The sequence below is a fragment of the Streptomyces sp. NPDC048411 genome (assembly GCF_040704695.1).
GTDB lineage: Bacteria > Actinomycetota > Actinomycetes > Streptomycetales > Streptomycetaceae > Streptomyces.
The window spans coordinates 1-17,994 of sequence record NZ_JBEZKL010000015.1 but is presented as its reverse complement, the minus strand read 5'-3'; the positions used below and the strand labels follow the sequence as shown (position 1 = coordinate 17,994).

General features: G+C 70.2%; 12 protein-coding genes and 1 pseudogene. 9 read left to right on the top strand and 4 right to left on the bottom strand.

Translation table 11 applies throughout. From position 1 onward, the window contains the following. Positions 1-521: pseudogene (locus AB0915_RS08435) on the bottom strand (hypothetical protein); the annotation flags it as partial. A gap of 767 nt (positions 522-1,288) precedes the next feature. On the opposite strand from AB0915_RS08435, the gene AB0915_RS08430 reads away from it, so the two are divergent. Both AB0915_RS08430 and AB0915_RS08425 read left to right on the top strand, forming a co-directional pair. Next, positions 1,289-2,266 carry a multicopper oxidase domain-containing protein gene (locus AB0915_RS08430; protein ID WP_366690336.1) on the top strand — a complete coding sequence of 326 codons (978 nt, stop codon included), beginning with the start codon at positions 1,289-1,291 and terminating at the stop codon, positions 2,264-2,266. A gap of 352 nt (positions 2,267-2,618) precedes the next feature. Further along, the gene (locus AB0915_RS08425; protein ID WP_366690335.1) at positions 2,619-6,662 is read left to right on the top strand and encodes a ThuA domain-containing protein; all 4,044 of its coding nucleotides are present in this window, start codon (positions 2,619-2,621) and stop codon (positions 6,660-6,662) included. A gap of 290 nt (positions 6,663-6,952) precedes the next feature. Here AB0915_RS08425 and AB0915_RS08420 read toward each other — a convergent pair whose 3' ends face one another. Together AB0915_RS08420 and AB0915_RS08415 are read right to left on the bottom strand one after the other, a co-directional pair. Continuing rightward, positions 6,953-7,288 carry a chorismate mutase gene (locus AB0915_RS08420; RefSeq protein WP_366690334.1) on the bottom strand — a complete coding sequence of 112 codons (336 nt, stop codon included), beginning with the start codon at positions 7,286-7,288 and terminating at the stop codon, positions 6,953-6,955. A 60-nt stretch (positions 7,289-7,348) separates the two neighbouring features. After that, complete coding sequence (locus AB0915_RS08415; protein ID WP_366690333.1) at positions 7,349-8,248, bottom strand: AraC family transcriptional regulator; 900 nt, start codon at positions 8,246-8,248, stop codon at positions 7,349-7,351. Between the two features lie 253 nt (positions 8,249-8,501). Between AB0915_RS08415 and AB0915_RS08410 the strand changes: the two genes are divergently transcribed. The 3 genes from AB0915_RS08410 to AB0915_RS08400 all read left to right on the top strand — a co-directional run bounded on the left by AB0915_RS08410 (position 8,502) and on the right by AB0915_RS08400 (position 13,096). Then, a complete protein-coding gene (locus tag AB0915_RS08410) occupies positions 8,502-10,316 on the top strand; it encodes a beta-galactosidase family protein (RefSeq protein WP_366690332.1) in 1,815 nt (604 codons plus the stop codon). 320 nt (positions 10,317-10,636) lie between these two features. Next, positions 10,637-11,545 (top strand): hypothetical protein, encoded by a 909-nt coding sequence (locus tag AB0915_RS08405; RefSeq protein ID WP_366690331.1) that lies wholly within the window; start codon positions 10,637-10,639, stop codon positions 11,543-11,545. A gap of 48 nt (positions 11,546-11,593) precedes the next feature. After that, the gene (locus AB0915_RS08400) at positions 11,594-13,096 is read left to right on the top strand and encodes an ankyrin repeat domain-containing protein (protein WP_366690330.1); all 1,503 of its coding nucleotides are present in this window, start codon (positions 11,594-11,596) and stop codon (positions 13,094-13,096) included. Positions 13,097-13,318: 222 nt separating this feature from the next. Here AB0915_RS08400 and AB0915_RS08395 read toward each other — a convergent pair whose 3' ends face one another. Then, positions 13,319-14,260, bottom strand: coding sequence for an SDR family oxidoreductase (locus AB0915_RS08395; RefSeq protein WP_366690329.1), 942 nt, complete (start codon positions 14,258-14,260; stop codon positions 13,319-13,321). Between the two features lie 85 nt (positions 14,261-14,345). On the opposite strand from AB0915_RS08395, the gene AB0915_RS08390 reads away from it, so the two are divergent. The 4 genes from AB0915_RS08390 to AB0915_RS08375 are packed head-to-tail and all read left to right on the top strand — an operon-like array spanning position 14,346 to position 17,774. Then, positions 14,346-15,095, top strand: coding sequence for an enoyl-CoA hydratase family protein (locus AB0915_RS08390; protein WP_366690328.1), 750 nt, complete (start codon positions 14,346-14,348; stop codon positions 15,093-15,095). Positions 15,096-15,106: 11 nt separating this feature from the next. Next, the gene (locus tag AB0915_RS08385) at positions 15,107-15,961 is read left to right on the top strand and encodes a CoA-transferase (protein WP_366690391.1); all 855 of its coding nucleotides are present in this window, start codon (positions 15,107-15,109) and stop codon (positions 15,959-15,961) included. Continuing rightward, positions 15,958-16,710, top strand: coding sequence for a CoA-transferase (locus AB0915_RS08380; protein ID WP_366690327.1), 753 nt, complete (start codon positions 15,958-15,960; stop codon positions 16,708-16,710). Before AB0915_RS08385 ends, AB0915_RS08380 begins: the two co-directional genes overlap by 4 nt. 17 nt (positions 16,711-16,727) lie before the next feature. Continuing rightward, positions 16,728-17,774, top strand: coding sequence for a nitronate monooxygenase (locus AB0915_RS08375; protein ID WP_366690390.1), 1,047 nt, complete (start codon positions 16,728-16,730; stop codon positions 17,772-17,774). Positions 17,775-17,994 lie beyond the last annotated feature (220 nt).

Here is a 17,994-nt window from a genome sequence, read left to right as displayed (position 1 = left end):
GACTCCGCATCCGAAGCGGTCACTGTGACGGTCGCACTCGACACATAGTTCCCGGCGGAGTCCTTCGTCCCCGACACCGTCGCCGACGTGTCGGGGGGCGTGGTGTCGTCGCCGGGCGCTGCGGTGACAATGAGCTCACCCACCATCATCTGGTGGCCCGGCATCGCGCAGAAGTAGCGGTAGACGCCAGGTGTGAGGGTGGCTTCGGCCGTGTGCCTGCCTCCCTCGGAGTCGAAGGGGCTCGCCAGGATGTTGAGGCTGACGTCGCTGTTGTAGTCGGGGTTCGAGACGTCGAACGTCAGGGTGTGCGTCAACCCCGTCGTGTTGCCGGTCGCCGCGCTGCTCTCGAACACTATGGTCGCCTTGCCTGCCACCGCGGTGGTGGGGGCTGACGTGTACTTCGTGTAATCGTCGCCGGCCGTCCAGGTGAGCACCTGGGTCGCTGCGGTCTCCTCCGCGCGGTTCACCGCCGCGTACGCGGCCGGAACGGCCAGTGCGAAAGCCGTGAAGACAACGGCCATCAGCGCCATCACCACCGGATGCTCGCTGAATCGGTCACGTAGCGCGGATCTTGAGGGGGGCGGATCCGTCTGGGCATGGAGCAGTCTTCTGAACACCGCTGCACCTTTCGGGAATTCGCTTGTGCGGCACCGCGCAGGACTCGCGGCCCCGCCGGGTGGACAATCAGCAGCCGGGATGAGCGCGTTCGAGACGCGAGTACTCCACTCACCGGACCGGCGCCCTGGACGGAACGGGGCGAGTGCCGCGCTGCGGTTGATCGCCCGCGCGCGACGACGGCGGGGGCCGCCGTCACTCACGCACAGGCGGCATCCGCCCCTGTCGCTGCGAGGCCGCTGGCACCGCGAACCCGAGGGCGGGGTTCACGCAACCTCTTTACCATGCGGCAACGATGGGAAGTTAGCGGGTCTTTTGACTATCCGCCAAGACCTATGACGAGAATCCAACCAACTTTGACCTGAGTCTGGAAAAACTGGATGCGTGCCCGCTACGGTGTCCAGGTCCCGAGGCGAACCCCCTTCGCCCAGCCGATCCGATCCCGGCCGTAGCCGGCACATCGAGCCAAGCCGGACCGCTTCCACCGGGATCCGGCCAAGTCGGACCGTCTCCACCGGAGTCCGGTACGACGACCGCCCCGCCTGCCTCGCGGGGCCGAACGCCCGGCGCACCACCGCGTACCGCCGTGACGGGACAGCTGCCGTCGGCGGCGGCTCAGACCACGACCACGAAACGCTTTCAGGCACGCGCGCGTTTCGAGGATTGGAGAGCGATGACCGACTCAGGCGCAGGCACCAGACGCTTCTTCTCCCGGCGAGCGTTCGCCACCGGCGCGGCCGCCGCAGCGGTCGTGCCCACGGTGCTCGGCGCCACCGCCGCGGCCCCGAAGGACAAGCCCGGTGCAGGAAGCGGTAAAGGAAGCGACAAGGGCACCGTCCGCGAGCTGACGCTGTACATGGAGAACCTGCCGAACGGGCAGATGGGATACGGCCTGGAGCCCGGTAAGGCGTCGATTCCCGGCCCGCTCATCGAGCTGACCGAGGGCGACACGATGCACATCGAGGTCGTCAACAACCTGAGCGTCGCCGCGAGTCTGCACGTGCACGGCGTGGATTACGACGTCGCCAGCGACGGCACCAAGATGAACGACAGCGTCGTCGAGCCGGGCGGCCGGCGGACCTACGTCTGGCGCACCCACGCCCCGGGACCGAACCACGACGGGACGTGGGAGGCCGGCAGTGCCGGCTACTGGCACTATCACGATCACAACGTGGGGACCGAACACGGCACGGGCGGCCTCAAGAAGGGCCTGTACGGCCCCGTGATCGTGCGCCGCAAGGGCGACGTGCTGCCCGACAAGCAGTTCACGGTCGTGTTCAACGACATGACGATCAACAACAAGGCCCACCACGACACCCCCACCTTCACGGCCGTCCGCGGCGAGCGGGTGGAGTTCATCGTCATCACCCACGGGGATTTCTTCCACACCTTCCATGTGCACGGCCACCGCTGGGTGGACAACCGCACCGGGATCCTGCAGGGTCCGCAGGACGTGAGCCGGGTCATCGACACCAAGACCGTCGGCCCCGCGGACTCCTTCGGGTTCCAGGTGGTCGCGGGTGCCCGGGTCGGCGCAGGTGCCTGGATGTACCACTGTCACGTCCAGAGCCACGCGGACATGGGCATGGCCGGGATCTTCCTCGTGACCGAGGCCGACGGCACGGTCCCCGGCGGCATGCCCCACCACTAGGGTGTGTTTCGAAAGTCCCGCCTGGCCCGCCCTACGGGCGGACGGCGCTACTTTCGAAAACGCCCCAGAAGGCAACGGCGGGGTCCTGATGCGGGCTCCGCCCCCGAAGCCACGCCCATCAGGCCTGCCTACGGCCTGACGGGCGTGTACCAACCTGCCGCCGGTCGGTCCTCGCCCGCCAGGACCGGAGGAGAACCTGACCTCCCTGTTCCGGCACCCCCTCCTTCCCGGGCAGCGTGACCGCCCGCCGAAAGCCGTCTCGCCCGGCGCACACCGGGCGGGGCCCCTGCGGCAGCCCTCGCTCCAACCCCCTGATCACTCTTCCGTTGCCGGATCGAGTCAAGGAGCAAACATGGGCAAGAGAGACTGGTTCGTCCTGTCGAGACGACGTGGATCGCCGCCGTCACGTCCTGCGGGGACCTCTCGTCACGCGTGGCCCTGGCGCCGCGCGGTCGTTCTGCTGTCCAGCGGCGCACTGACGGTGGGGCTGTCCGCGCTGCCGTCCGTGCAGGCACAGGCGCAGCCGCCTGTCGAAAGCGTCAGCCAGGACCAGGGCGCCGCCACCGACACCCAGGTGAACGTCCTGGTCTTCCACGGACCGGCCGCCAAGCAGGACGACCCGGTCAAGAAGGCCACGGCGGCGATCGAGACCCTCGGCGAGAAGAACGGGTTCAAGGTCGTCGAGTCCGAGGACGCAGGCGTGTTCAACACCGCCGACCTCGCCAAGTACCGAGGGGTGGTGTTCCTGTCGGCCGACGGCGTGACGCTCAACGCCGGGCAGGAAGCCGCGTTCCAGTCGTACATCAACAACGGCGGCGGTTTCGTCGGCGTCCACGACGCCGCCCGGGCCCAGTCCGACTCCTCCTGGTTCACCGGGCTGATCGGCACCCGCCCGGCCCTGGGCCTCCCCGACCCCGAGAAGGTCGTCGAGAGCGCGGTCAACTCGGAGAACCCGCCGAATGAAACCAAGGACAAGCTGTTCGACGGCAAGAACGACACCAAATGGTTGACCCGTACGCCGACCGGCTGGGTCACCGTGAAGCTGGACAAGCCCGCCGCGGTGGTCAACTACGCGTTGACCTCCGCCAACGACTTCACGGGACGGGACCCGAAGGACTGGAAGCTGCAGGGCTCGCAGGACGGCGAGAACTGGACGACCCTGGACACCCGGACCGGCGAGACCTTCCCGTCGCGGTTTCAGACCAGGCAGTTCCAGTTCACCAACAAGCAGGCCTACCAGCACTACCGGTTGGAGATCACCGCGAACAGCGGTGAGCCGCTGACCCAGCTGGCCGAGCTGCGGCTCTTCAACGCCAACCCGACACCTCCGCAGGATTCCAAGGTCCAGCAGGCCGTCGTCGACGTGACGGACCGCCAGCACCCGGCCAACAAGGGCCTGCCGCTCAACTGGACCCGCTCCGACCAGTGGATCAACTGGGACCCCAACCCGATCGGCAAGGTCCACACCGTTGCCCAGGTCGAGGAGTGGAAGTACAAGCCGGGTATCAGCGCCAACGGCCCGTTCCACCCGATCTCGTGGTGCCGCGACTACGACGGCGGTCGGTCCTTCTACACCGGCATGGGCCGCACCGAGGAGAGCTACACCACCGACACGAAGTTCCAGAGCCACCTCCTCGGCGCCATCCAGTGGACCACCGGCATCGTCCGCGGTGACTGCCAGGCGACCATCGCGTCCAACTACAAGACCGAGCGGCTGACCGCCCAGAACCAGGCGGGGAAGCTCGACCAGATCGGTGAGCCGCACGGCCTCACCATGGCCCCTGACGGCAAGGCCTTCTACATCGGCAAGGCCGCCTGCCCGTCCGGCCCGATCAGCTCCTGGAACGACCCCAAGGTCGGCCTGGGCTGCGGCACCATCCACCAGTGGGACTCCAAGACCAAGCAGGTCAAGCTGCTCACCACACTCGATGTGATGGGCAACCGGGGCAGCGGCGACGAACTGGTCAAGAACGAGGAAGGCCTCGTCGGCATCACCCTCGACCCGAAGTTCGAGAAGAACGGGTGGATCTACATCTACTGGATGCCGCACGAGTCGATCGACCGCGACAAGCGGATCGGCCAGCGGACGGTCTCCCGGCTGACCTACGACTTCGCGTCGGAGTCCATCGACCAGGGCACCCGTAAGGACCTGCTGCACTGGGACACCCAGATCCACAGCTGCTGCCACGCCGGTGGCGGCATGTCCTTCGACAAGGACGGCAACCTCTACATCGGCTCCGGTGACAGCAACTCCTCCGGCGGCTCCAGCGGCTACTCCGGGAACAACTGGACCCAGGACTACAAGGGTGTCTCCTTCCAGGACGCCCGCCGCACCTCCGGCAACACCAACGACCTCAACGGCAAGATCATTCGTATTCACCCCGAGGCCGACGGCACCTACACCATCCCCAAGGGCAACCTCTTCGCGCCGGACACGGCCAAGACCCGCCCGGAGATCTACGTGATGGGTGTCCGCAACATCGCGCGGCTCTCTGTCGACCCGGTGCACAACTGGCTGAACGCCGGCTGGGTCGGGCCGGACGCGGGAGCCTCCAACCCGGAGCTTGGCCCGGCCAAGTACGAGACGGCCACGGTCATCACCTCCGCAGGCAACCAGGGCTGGCCGTACTGCATGGGCAACCGCCAGCCGTACCGTGACCGCAGCAACACCGACGCCAGCGTCCTCACCGGCTGGTACGACTGCAACAACCTCAAGAACGAGTCGCCGCGCAACACCGGCCTGGTGGACATCCCGCCGGCCCGCGACAACATGATCTGGTACTCGCCCCAGGGCGGCGGCCCGGTCTTCCCCAAGCGCTCCGACGGCAGCGGTGTCCCGAGCTACGTCGACAGCGAGGCCACCTACACCCAGCCGTACCTCAAGGGCGGTGGCCAGGCCATCATGTCCGGCCCGACCTACCACCGCTCCCAGGTGGACACCAAGAGCGGTGTCGCCTGGCCGGCGTACTGGGAGGACAAGTGGTTCATCGGTGACGAGTCCAACTCCAACAACCGGGTCGCGGTGACCCTGGACCCGGACCACGTCAAGGACCAGGGCGCGCCGGCGTTCGGCGAGGACCTGCGCAGCATCATCGCGCCCGGCAGCGGCGGCACCCAGCTGCAGAGTTGGATGGACGCCAAGTTCGGTCCCGACGGTGCGCTGTACATGCTCGACTACGCGGGCGGTTTCTTCAGCCTGCACTCCAACCAGAAGCTCATCCGCATCACCTACCAGGGTGGCCCGGCCACCCCGAAGCCGCAGGACGCCGGGGCGCGCGTCATCACCCAGAGCAAGCCCAAGACGGTGGCGTTCTCCGGTGCCAAGGTCGGCGGTGTGGCCTGGGAGTGGGACTTCGGTGACGGCAGCGCGCCGTCGCACGAGGCCAACCCCACGCACACCTACGCCGACTACGGCACGTACCACGCGAAGCTGACGGTCACCTACGCCGACGGCGAGAAGGCCACCGCGACGTTCGACGCCAAGGCCGGCTGCCCGGCTCCCGACGCCCGTCCGACCGTCAAGCTGCTCGACACCGACACCCGCGTGACCAACCACAAGGCCGGAGGCGGCTGCACCGTCAACGACCTGATCGACGACGAGGCTTCCTGGTCGAACCACGGCGAGTTCGTCAGTCACGTCAACGCCGTGGTCAACGACCTCCGCAAGGAGGGCGTCCTTGACAACCGCGAGTCGTCGGCGATCAGCAAGGCGGCGGCTCAGAGCGAGATCGGCAAGGTCGCCGGGTACAAGCCCCTCTTCGACGGGACCGCGGCAAGCCTGGCCGACTGGCGGCAGGCCGGCGCCGGGAACTTCTCGCTCCTGCCCGACGGCACCATGCGCAGCTCCGGCGGCATGGGCATGCTGTGGTACGCCAAGCAGGAGTTGAAGGACTTCTCGGTCAGGCTCCAGTTCCGGGACGTGGCTCCGGGTACCGGCAGCGCCAACAGCGGGGTCTTCATCCGGTTCCCGGACCCGCGGACGCCGCTGGCCGACCGCCCGGCCGGCAGTTGCGGGACGGTCGGCTCGGCTCGCACCGCCCCCGAGTGGGTCGCGATCTACTGCGGTCAGGAGATCCAGATCTACGACGGGGCCACGGGCGAGGTCCAGAAGACCGGCTCGGTGTACAACTTCAAGCCGGTGGGCCTGGACAAGGCGGGGGTGACCCCGAAGGGCCAGTGGAACGACTACGAGGTGCGCGCGGTCGGGCAGCACTACACGATCATCCGCAACGGCGTGGTGATCAACGAGTTCGACAACACGCCCGGCAAGTCGTCGTCCCGGGCGGGTGACCCGCCCACGGACCTGCGTCAGTTCCTCAGCGGGTACGTGGGGTTGCAGAACCACGGCAACAACGACCTGATCGAGTTCCGCAACATCCGGGTGCGGAAACTGTAGTCGCGAGCGGTCAACCCGAAGCGTGACTCCGAGGGAGGCCTACCCCCTCGGACACTCGCTGTAGCGGCACGGAAGCGAGGGCCGCGACTTTGAGGTCGCGGCCCTCGCTGCGTGTCCGTACCTGACCGATGCGTCAGGGCTTCGTGGACTGGGTGATCTCCGTGAACGGCGCCGGCTGAGGACGTGATGGAGGCCCGGACGTGGTAAGTGCTGCTACGGCAATGACGGCCCCGAGCCCGCGGGGCCCGGGGCGCGCGCTCGGCCCACCGTACGGTGCAGGGCGCGGAGGATCAGTTCTCGGAGGCTGCGTCGCCGGTCGGGGGGTCACCGGCAATCCGCTCATGGTGCCGGATCACTTCGGCGATGATGAAGTTCAGGAGCTTCTCGGCGAAGGCGGGGTCGAGTTTCGCGTTCTCGGCGAGACGGCGCAGGCGGGCGATCTGTTCGGTTTCGCGGGTCGGGTCGGCCGGGGGCAGTTTGTGGTTCGCCTTGAGATGCCCGACCTGCTGGGTGCACTTGAAGCGCTCGGCGAGCATGTGGACAACAGCAGCGTCGATGTTGTCGATGCTTTCGCGGAGGCGGTTCAGTTCCGCGCGTACGGACTCGTCGATGTCGCCTGTGGTCATGGTCGTCGAGCTTACGTCCTCCGCCTCGACGGGGAGTGGGCTCCCTCGTGGGGGAGGCCGTCAGACGTCCGGGGTCCACGCGGTGATCGTCGGTGGGTGTTCGGGGTCGGGGACCTGGTCGCTCCAGCCGCCGGGAACGGCACGGCCCTGTTGTTCGCGGAAGCGGACGGGGGCGGTGCCGACGCGGCGGGCGAAGAGGCGGGAGAAGTAGGCGGGGTCGTCGTAGCCGACGCGGCGGGCGACCGCGGCGACGGGCAGGTCGGTGGCGGCGAGGAGTTCTTTGGCCCGGCCGAGGCGGATACCGAGGAGGTAGTCCTTGGGGCTGCAGCCGGCGCCGCGGCGTACGGCGGTGCGCAGTTCGGTGGGGGTCATGCTGTGGCGGGCCGCGTGTTCGGCGACGGAGAGGGGCTGGAATGCGTCACGGGCGAGGGCCTGGAGGACGGGGTCGCCGTCAGGGCTGACGTCGGCGCGGGCGCGGCGCAGGGCGACGAGGAGTTCGTGGACGGCGGCGCCGGTCTCGACTTCGAGGAGGGGGTTGCCGCGTCTGGCGGCGCGGACCATGCGGCTGATGGCGGCGCGTGGTCCTGCGGTGTCGGCGAGGGGGACGAGGGGGCGGTCGGGTTCGATGTAGCCGAGTTCGGTGTAGGTGGTGGTGGCGGGGCCGGTGAAGTCGACGAAGGCTTCGTCCCAGCCGGTGCCGGGGTCGGCGCCGTAGTGGTGCGGGGTGCCGGGGGTGAGCCAGATGAGGCTGGGGGCGGTGACGGGTATGCGGCGGCCGTCGGGGCCGCTGAACCAGCCGCTGCCGGAGTTGATGACGACGGCGACGTGGTGGTCGAGGGTGCGGGGGCCGACGGTGGGCAGGGCGCCGTGTTGCAGGCCGACGCCCAGGCAGACGAGGCCGAGGCGGTGATGGAGCGGGCTGGGCGTGAAGAATCGCATCCAGGTGTGGTACGTCGACATCGGCTTTCCTTCCTCCGCTCGGCTCGGCCGGGCTCGACTCCGCCGGGTTCGCTTCGGCTCGGTCGGCCGCGGTGACCTGCGCATTGTGTCCAAACAGCAGTGATCTTTGTCCATGGACCGGCTGTGCGCCAGGGGGCGAGGGTGGATGGAACATTCCTCCCGGGTTCGCCCGCTCCGTGGTGCGTGCCGTTGTGCGGCGCCGGGGTGTGCGGGCCCGGGGGTGGGACCGGCGCTACAGGAGAGTACGAGCACGATGGCTGATTTCACCGTGGGGGACGACCACTTCCGGCTCGACGGGAGGCCCGTACGCCTGCTGTCGGGGGCGCTGCACTATTTCCGGGTGCACGAGGCGCAGTGGGATCACCGGCTGTCGATGCTGCGGGCGATGGGCCTGAACTGTGTGGAGACGTACGTTCCGTGGAATCTGCATGAGCCGGAGCCCGGGGTGTTCCGGGATGTGGCGGCGCTCGGCCGGTTCCTGGACGCGGCGCACCGGGCGGGGCTGTGGGCGATCGTGCGCCCGGGTCCGTACATCTGTGCCGAGTGGGAGAACGGCGGGTTGCCCGCGTGGGTGACGGGCCGGTTCGGGCGGCGGGTGCGGACGCGTGATGCCGGGTATCTGGAGGCGGTCGAGGGGTGGTTCGCCGAGTTGTTGCCGCAGGTGGTGGGGCGGCAGATCGACCGCGGCGGCCCGGTGGTCATGGTTCAGGTGGAGAACGAGTACGGGAGCTACGGCACCGATCAGGTCTATCTGGGGCGGCTGGCGGAGGTGCTGCGCGGGCACGGGGTGAGCGTGCCGCTGTTCACGTCGGACGGGCCGGAGGACCACATGCTGACGGGTGGTTCCGTGCCGGGGTTGCTCGCGACGGCGAATTTCGGCTCGGGGGCACGTGAGGCGTTCGAGGTGCTGCGCCGGCATCAGCCGGAGGGTCCGCTGATGTGTATGGAGTTCTGGTGCGGATGGTTCGACCACTGGGGTGCCGCGCCGGTGGTTCGGGATCCGGCGGAGGCCGCCCAGGCGCTGCGGGAGATTCTGGAGTGCGGGGCGTCGGTGAATATCTACATGGCGCACGGGGGAACGAATTTTGCGGGCTGGGCGGGGGCGAACCGCTCGGGTCCGGTGCAGGACGAGGATTTCCTGCCGACGGTGACGTCGTACGACTACGATGCGCCGATCGACGAGTACGGGCGGCCGACGGAGAAGTTCTGGCTGTTCCGGAAGGTCCTGGCGGAGTTCGCGGACGGTCCGCTCCCGGAGCTGCCGCCGGAGCCGGCCGGGCTTACGGCACCAGTGCGGGCGGAGCTGACCGGGTGGGCGCCGCTGTCTGTGGTGCTGGAGGTGCTGGGCGACCCGGAACGGGCGGAGTCCGGTGTTCCGCCGACGTTCGAGGAGCTGGGCGTGGACCGGGGCCTGGTGCGGTACGAGGTCGCCGTTCCGGGTTCGCGACGCCCGTATGCGCTGGGTGTGACCGGGCTCCGGGACCGGGCGGTGGTGTATGTGAACGGGGTCCGGGAAGGTGTGCTGAGCGGCGAGAGCGCCACGCTCGACGAGCCGGTGGCCGGGCCCGCGTCGGTCGAGCTGTGGGTGGAGTCGCTTGGCCGGGTCAATTACGGGCCGCGGCTGGCTGAGCCGAAGGGCATCACGGGCGGTGTCCGGCACGAGCGGCAGTATCTGCACGGGGTGCGGGCGCGGGCGCTGCGGCTGGCCGCTTTCGAGGAGCCGGGTGCGGTGGACGCGGTGCCCTTCGGGGCTGTCACCGAGAGGGGTCGTACCGGGCTGTACCGGGGTTCGTTCGAGTCGGCGGCTTCGGGGCGCGCGGGTCTTCCGGATCATGCGGGGATCGAACTGCCGGGCTGGACGCGCGGGTTCGTCTGGGTGAACGGTTTCTGTCTGGGCCGGTACTGGTCGGCGGGTCCGCAGCGAACGTTGTATGTGCCGGGTCCGGTTCTGCGGGAGGGCGTCAACGAGGTGTGGGTGCTGGAGGTGGAGGGCGCCGGGGATCCGTGGGTGGAGCTGGGTCCGGGTGTGCCCGTCCGGACGGGCACACCCGGGGGTGCTCAGGGCTGATGCGGTGGGCCCGGTCGGGGCGTCGGAGTGTGGCTGCCGCGGAGGCGATCGTCGCGGCGAACGCCGGCACCTCGCTGTATGCCCCGGGGGCAGCCAGGTTCGTACGGGAGCCCACTCCCTGTCGTGAGGGAGGTCGTCAGGCCTCCCCCACGACAGGGAGTGGATCGGCGAGCGGCGTCGTGCGGCTTCGACGACAACGCCGAAGGGGCCCCTCCCTGCTCGAGCGAAGCCGAGAGCTTGGGGAGCAGTCGCAGGGCGTCGCGAGTCCACTTCCTGTCGTGGGGCAGGCCGTTACAGTGGAAGCCGGTTGAGCGTCACGGATGGGGGGTGCGGACGTGACGGACGGCGGCCCGGTGGTGCATGGCTTCCCTCATCTGGACATCGTCCGGTCCGCGATCACCGCGTTGTACCGGAGGCTGTCGTACGACGGTGTGCGCAGGTACGCGCCGAGCCTGCTGCCCGCCGAAGCGGCCTTCTCCGACCAGGACGATCTGCATCTGGGGGCGCAGCGCGTGGCGCGGGCGATGGTCCGGCATCTGCATCTGCCGGATGCCCGCATGATCGTCGGGTTCCGGGCGATGGAGCATGCGGGGAGTGTCGAACTCGCGGCGGGGCCCGAGTACTTCATCGAGCTCAACGACCGTTTCCGCACGCATCGCAGGGACATCGGTGCCGCCCTGTCGCACGAGGTGATGCATGTGCTGTTGCACCGGCTGGGTCTGGAGTTCCCCGGTACGCGGGACAACGAGATCCTGACCGACACGGCGGCGGCGTATCTGGGGGCGGGCTGGCTGCTGCTCGACGCGTTCCGGGAGGACGCCGCGTCCAGTCAGAAGCTCGGCTATCTCACCCCGGAGGAGTTCGGGTATGTGCTGGCCAAGCGGGCGTTGGTGTTCGACGAGGATCCGTCGCCGTGGTTCACGAGTCCGCAGGCGTACACGGCGTACGTGAAGGGGCGGGCGCTGGCGCTGCGGGACGGGCAGCAGCCTCCGCTGGCGGCGGCGGGCTGGGCCGGTCGGCACCGTTACGCGAAGGACCGGCGGTACGCCCAGGACCATGCGGGGGCCGCCGCGACCCCAGGGGTCCCGTACCGGTTCGAGGAGGGTCCGGGGGGTTGGCGGGTCTCGTTCACCTGCCCGACCTGCCACCAGCGCATCCGGGTACCGGTCCGCGGCCGGGTGCGGGCGCGGTGCGGGTTGTGCCGCACGGTACTTGACTGCAATACCTGAGCCCGTCGGGGCTCTCCGTCGTAGAGTCGATGGGTGGCGGAAGATCCGATGACGGACACGCGGAACCTGTTCGAGGCCCTGTACGAGGGTGAGGACGCCGTCGTGCGGCTGCTGCGCGCGGGGGTGCCCGCTGAGTCGGTCGACGAGAACGGTGCGACGGCGCTCTATCTGGCGGCGGTGTCGGACCGGCCGGGTGTGGTGCGGCTGCTGCTGGCGGCGGGCGCCGATCCGGACCGGGCGTGCGGGCCCGAGGCGGGCGATCTGCCGATCTGCGGGGCGGCGTGCGGCGGGCACACGGAGGTGGTCGAGGCGCTGCTGGCGGCCGGGGCGCAGCCGGATCTGCGGGAGCAGTTCGGGTTCACGGCGCTGCGGTGGGCGGTGGGTCTGGGTCATGCGCGGACCACGGAGGTGTTGCTCGCCCATGGGGCGGATCCCGATCTGCCGGGACCGGGGCCGGGGCATGAACCGCCGCTGGTGTTCGCGGTACGGCGCGGGTCGCTGGAGACTGTGCGGGCGCTGCTGCGGTACGGGGCGGGTGCGCGGGCCGGGGCGCTGGAGGAGGCGCTGCGGGAGGCGCGCCGGATGCTTGCGCTGGATGTGGAGCAGGAGATGCGGCACGCGCTTCGGGAGATGTACGGGGACGGGCCGGGGATGGTGGTGCGGCGTACGCCGGTGGATGGCGGGGAGACGGTGACCGTCGAACTGGTGCGGGACGGGGTGCCGTTCGCGGGGCAGGAGCAGCAGACGGGGCATGGTGCGATCGCCACGGTCCTGGAGGGGGAGCTGGGTCTGCGGACGCCGTACGCGGAGCTGGCGGCGCGGGCGCTGCGCGGCGGGAACCCGGAATTGGACAACTGGCACGAGGCGGTCGAGGTGCTGTGGCGGCGGGGCGACGAGGAGACGTTCCAGGCGGGCGCCGCGTGGTGTGCGAGCGTCGGTGAGCCGTTGCGGCAGGCGTTCGGTGCGGATGTGCTGGCCCAGCTCGGTTTCCGTACCAGATCGAAGCCTTTTGCGGCCCGTTCGGTTCCGCTGCTGCGGGAGCTGGCGCGGGAGGCGGCGGATACGGTGCTGATCGAGTCGGCGGTGCTGGGGCTGGGACACCATGGGGATCCGGTGGCCCTGCCGGAGGTGCTGCGGCATGCGCGGAATCCGCAGCGGGTGGTGCGCCGTGCTGTGACGCTGGCGCTGTTCGACCTGGTCTCCGGTGACCATGCGGAGGGGGTCGCGGCGCTGGTGGGGCTGAGCCGGGACACCGATGCGGAGGTGCGGGACTGGGCTACGACGGCGCTGGCCGCGCTGGACACGGACACGCCGGTGCTCCGCGCGGCGCTGGCGGAGCGGCTGGACGACGCGGATCGGGACACGGTCGCGGAGGCGGCACAGGGCCTGGCGCGCCGTCAGGATCCGCGCTCGGTACCGATGTTGGAGCGGTTGCTGCGGGAGTCGGAGCCGGATGGTTATGCGCGGGCGGTGGCGGTCGACGCGGTGGCGTGTGTGGCGGACGGCCCGGTCAGGGAGCGTCTGGAACGGATGTGTCCGCGCCTGCCGTGAGCGGCGCGGTGACGAGCGGGCGGCGGGTGCCCGGGACATGGTCGGCTTGCATGTGTTGCGGTGGATGCACAGGGAACGCGCTCCGGCGCCCTCGGCCATCCGGTTGACCGGGTCCGGCTCGCGCGGCAACGCGCGGGCCATGGCCACGTACGCGAATCCTTTCGCCATGGCGGCGGGCGGGAGCGGGAGCGGGACCGCCGTCGGAGCAGCCCCGCCCCCGCCCTACCGCGCCCCGTACACCGGCTCCGCCGGCGCCGCCTGCGCCAGCAGCTTCCGGGTGGCCTCCCCCGCCTCGGCGGGTGCCCACCGGGCCCCCCGGTCAGCGGTGGGTCCGGGGCGCCAGCCCTCCATCACGGTGATGCGGCCTCCCTCCGCCTCGAAGACCCGTCCGGTCACTCCGTCGCTCGCGTCCGAGCCCAGCCACACCACCAGCGGTGACACGTTCTCCGGGGCCATCGCGTCGAATGCCTCGGTCCCCTCCCCCGGAGCCGCCATCGTCTCCGCGAACGTCTGCTCGGTCATCCGGGTGCGGGCCGCCGGGGCGAGGGCGTTGACCTGGACCCCGTACCGGCCCATCTCCGCCGCGGCGACCAGGGTCAGGCCGACGATCCCGGCTTTCGCCGCGGCGTAGTTGCCCTGGCCGACGCTGCCGAGCAGGCCCGCGCCGGAGCTGGTGTTGATCACCCGGGCGACCGGGGTGCGGCCTGCCTTGGTCTCGGCCCGCCAGTGCGCCGCCGCGTGCCTCAGGGTCAGGAAGTGGCCCCTCAGATGGACTCGCAGCACAGCGTCCCAGTCGTCCGCGTCCAGGTTGACGAGCATGCGGTCTCGCAGGAATCCCGCGTTGTTGACGAGTGTGTCCAGCCGCCCGAACGCGTCCAGTGCGGTCGCGATCAGCGAGGACGCGCCCTCCTGCGTCGCGATGTCTCCTCCGTGGGCCACCGCCTCGCCGCCCGCGGCGGTGATCTCGTCGACGACGTCCCGGGCCGGTCCGGCGGACCTTCCGTCGCCGTCGAGTCCGACACCCAGGTCGTTGACCACGACCTTCGCTCCTTCGGCGGCGAATGCCAGCGCATGGGCCCGGCCGAGCCCGCGCCCGGCGCCCGTCACGATGACGACGCGTCCGGCGCAGATCCGGGTGTCGTGTGCGTCGCTGCTTGCGGTCATCTCACATCTCCTTGTTGGCAATGCGGGGGCAGGATGCTACCTTCCCACCTAACAAATGTTTGGTGGAAAGGTAGCGGATCCGCTCATGGGTGTCTCCACCTCCAGCCCCGCCACAGGCATTTCCGTCGTCACCGTCGACTGTCCGCCCGTCAACGCACTGCCCGTGCAGGGCTGGTTCGACCTCGCCGACGCACTTCGCGCCGCGGGCCGCGATCCTGAGATCCGGTGCGTGGTCCTGGCCGCCGCCGGGCGTGGCTTCAACGCGGGTGTCGACATCAAGGAGATGCAGCGCGACTCCGGACACGACGCCCTGATCGGCGCCAACCGCGGCTGCTTCGAGGCCTTCGCCGCGGTGTACGAGTGCGAGGTGCCGGTCGTCGCTGCGGTGAACGGCTTCTGCCTCGGCGGCGGCATCGGTCTCGTCGGGAACGCCGACGCGATCGTGGCGAGCGACGACGCGACGTTCGGCCTGCCGGAACTGGACCGGGGCGCCCTCGGCGCCGCGACCCATCTCGCCCGGCTCGTCCCCCAGCACCTGATGCGCGCGCTGTACTACACCTCGCGCACCGCAACGGCCGCCGAGCTGCACGCCCACGGCTCCGTCTGGAGGGTCGTCCCGCGTGCCGAACTCATGCACGGCGCCATGGAGTTGGCGAGGGAGATCGCCCGTAAGGACGGGTATCTGATCCGGCTCGCCAAGGCCGCCATCAACGGAATCGACCCGGTGGACGTACGCCGCAGCTACCGCTTCGAACAGGGCTTCACCTTCGAGGCCAACCTCAGCGGCATCGCCGGCCGCGTCCGTGACACCTTCGGCAAGGACGCACGACCGTGACCGACAAGACCATGACGGCCGAGGAGGTCGTCTCCCGGCTCAGCAGCGGCATGACGATCGGCATCGGGGGCTGGGGGTCGCGCCGCAAGCCGATGGCCCTGGTACGCGCACTGCTCCGGTCCAGGATCACCGATCTCACCGTGATCTCGTACGGTGGCCCCGACGTCGGCCTGCTCGCCGCCGCCGGAAAGATCCGCACGCTGATCGCGGCCTTCGCCACGCTCGACTCGATCCCGCTCGAACCGCACTTCAGGGCGGCCCGCCAGCGCGGCGCCTTCGAGCTGAGGGAGATCGACGAGGCGATGTTCATGTGGGGACTGCACGCCGCCGCGAACCGGCTGCCGTTCCTGCCGGTCCGGGCGGGTATCGGCTCGGATGTCATGCGGGTCAACCCCGCTCTGCGTACGGTGCGTTCACCGTACGAGGACGGCGAGGAGTTCGTCGCGATGCCGGCCTTGCGGATGGATGCGGCGCTGGTCCACCTCAACCGCGCCGACCGGTCCGGAAACGGCCAGTACCTCGGGCCGGACCCGTACTTCGACGACCTGTTCTGCGAGGCCGCCGACACCGCGTACGTCTCCTGCGAACGACTCGTGGAGACCGCCGAACTGACCGCGGAGGCCGCCCCGCAGACCCTGCTCGTCAAGCGGCACTCGGTCACCGGCGTCGTCGAGAGCCCGAACGGCGCGCACTTCACCTCCTGCGCCCCCGACCACCCGCGCGACGAGGCCTTCCAGCAGGCGTACGCGACCGCGGCGGCGGACCCGGACGCCTGGGCGGCGTTCACCGACCGGTTCCTGCCGGCGGACGGTGACGAGAAGAGCTACCAACTGGCCGTCCGGACCTGGCACGAGGAGCAGAAGTGACGACGCCCCCCGGGCCCCGGGCCATCACCCGGGCCGAGTACTGCGTGATCGCCTGCGCGGACGCCTGGCGCGACAACGGCGAGGTGCTCGCCAGCCCGATGGGCCTGATCCCATCCCTCGGCGCCCGCCTCGCCAAGCGCACCTTCTCGCCCGATCTGCTGCTCACCGACGGTGAAGCGATGATCGTCGACCTCGACGGCACGCCCGAGGGGTGGCTGCCGTACCGCCGGCACCTCGCCATGGTGACCGGCGGCAAGCGGCACGTGATGATGGGCGCCGGCCAGATCGACCGGTTCGGCAATCAGAACATCTCCTGCATCGGCGACTGGGAACAACCCGCCCGTCAGCTGCTGGGCGTACGCGGCGCTCCCGTCAACACCCTTAACAATCCGGTCAGTTACTGGGTTCCCAAGCACTCCCCGCGGGTGTTCGTCGAGCGCGTCGACATGATCAGCGGGGTCGGCTACGACAGTGCGGCGGCCGCCGGACCGTCGGCGACCCGCTACCACCGCATCCCACGCGTCGTCACCGACCTCGGCGTCCTCGACTTCGCGACCCCGGACCGCTCGATGCGCCTCGCCTCGCTGCACCCCGGCGTCACCGTCGACACGGTGCGCGCGGCGACCGGCTTCGCGCTGACGATCGCCGACGACGTCCCGTGCACCCGCGAGCCGACCGCCGGCGAACTCCGGCTGATCCGCGAGGTCATCGACCCGATGGGCACACGCGACCGCGAGGTCAGCAGCTGATGAATGCGACGGATCCGATGTGCACCCCGCTCACCGAACTCGTCGGCGTGCGCCACCCGATCGTGCAGACCGGCATGGGCTGGGTCGCCGGTCCCCGCTTGGTCTCCGCCACCGCCGAGGCGGGCGCACTCGGCATTCTCGCTTCGGCGACGATGACCGTGGAGCAGCTGCGCGCAGCGGTACGGGAGGTCAAGTCCCGTACGCAGGCGCCGTTCGGCGTCAATCTGCGTGCCGACGCCGGTGATGCGCGCGACCGGGTGCGGATCATCATCGACGAGGGCGTGAAGGTCGCGTCGTTCGCGCTGGCCCCGTCGAAGGAGCTGATCGCGGAGCTGAAGGACGCGGGGGTGGTCGTCGTCCCGTCGATCGGTGCCCGGCGCCACGCCGAGAAGGTCGCGGCGTGGGGTGCGGACGCGCTGATCGTGCAGGGCGGCGAGGGCGGCGGGCACACGGGCGACGTGGCGACGACGGTGCTGCTGCCGCAGGTGGTGGACGCGGTGGACATCCCGGTGATCGCGGCGGGGGGCTTCCACGACGGCCGCGGTCTGGTCGCGGCGCTGGCGTACGGGGCAGCGGGCATCGCGATGGGTACGCGGTTCCTGCTGACGTCCGACTCGACGGTCCCGGATGCGGTGAAGGCTCGCTATCTGGCGGCGGGCGTCAAGGACGTCACGGTCACGACGGCGGTGGACGGGCTGCCGCACCGGATGCTGCGTACGGAGATGGTCGCCGCGCTGGAGAACGCGGGCCGCATCAGGGCGCTGGCCCAGGCGGTTCGCCGGGCGGCGGGCTTCAGACGGATCTCGGGGCTGAGCTGGTCCCGGATGGTGCGCGACGGCATGGCGATGAAGCACGGCAGGGACCTGTCGTGGAGCCAGGTGCTGCTGGCGGCGAACACGCCGATGCTGCTGAAGGCGTCGATGGTCGACGGCCGGACGGATCTGGGTGTGATGGCGTCGGGTCAGGTGGCGGGCCTGATCGAGGACCTGCCGAGCTCCACGGAGCTGGTGGAACGGGTGATGGAGGAGGCGCGGGAGGTACTGAAGGGACTGCCTCGGGTGTAGGGGCGGGGTGCCCGGGTCCGTCCGGCGGCCGCTCCACGGTGCGGAACGAAAAAGCCGGACAGGCGGATGGATCCAGCCTGTCCGGCGACCCCGGACCAGGGTCCGGGGCAGAGCCCCGGGGGGGGGGGGGGGGGGGCCGGGCCCCCGCCCCCGGGGCGGGGTCACCGCCCCGCGGCCGCCCCCGGGGGCGCGGCGCGGGGTGGTGGGGGGGGGGCGGCGC

Excerpts from the sequence above, each read along its gene's own strand:
- AB0915_RS08405 (WP_366690331.1), top strand. The coding sequence starts at position 10,637 with ATGGGGGGTGCGGACGTGACGGACGGCGGCCCGGTGGTGCATGGCTTC.
- AB0915_RS08420 (WP_366690334.1), bottom strand. The coding sequence starts at position 7,288 with ATGACCACAGGCGACATCGACGAGTCCGTACGCGCGGAACTGAACCGC.
- AB0915_RS08430 (WP_366690336.1), top strand. The coding sequence starts at position 1,289 with ATGACCGACTCAGGCGCAGGCACCAGACGCTTCTTCTCCCGGCGAGCG.
- AB0915_RS08395 (WP_366690329.1), bottom strand. The coding sequence starts at position 14,260 with ATGACCGCAAGCAGCGACGCACACGACACCCGGATCTGCGCCGGACGC.
- AB0915_RS08410 (WP_366690332.1), top strand. The coding sequence starts at position 8,502 with ATGGCTGATTTCACCGTGGGGGACGACCACTTCCGGCTCGACGGGAGG.
- AB0915_RS08375 (WP_366690390.1), top strand. The coding sequence starts at position 16,728 with ATGTGCACCCCGCTCACCGAACTCGTCGGCGTGCGCCACCCGATCGTG.
- AB0915_RS08425 (WP_366690335.1), top strand. The coding sequence starts at position 2,619 with ATGGGCAAGAGAGACTGGTTCGTCCTGTCGAGACGACGTGGATCGCCG.
- AB0915_RS08400 (WP_366690330.1), top strand. The coding sequence starts at position 11,594 with ATGACGGACACGCGGAACCTGTTCGAGGCCCTGTACGAGGGTGAGGAC.
- AB0915_RS08385 (WP_366690391.1), top strand. The coding sequence starts at position 15,107 with ATGACGGCCGAGGAGGTCGTCTCCCGGCTCAGCAGCGGCATGACGATC.
- AB0915_RS08390 (WP_366690328.1), top strand. The coding sequence starts at position 14,346 with ATGGGTGTCTCCACCTCCAGCCCCGCCACAGGCATTTCCGTCGTCACC.
- AB0915_RS08415 (WP_366690333.1), bottom strand. The coding sequence starts at position 8,248 with ATGTCGACGTACCACACCTGGATGCGATTCTTCACGCCCAGCCCGCTC.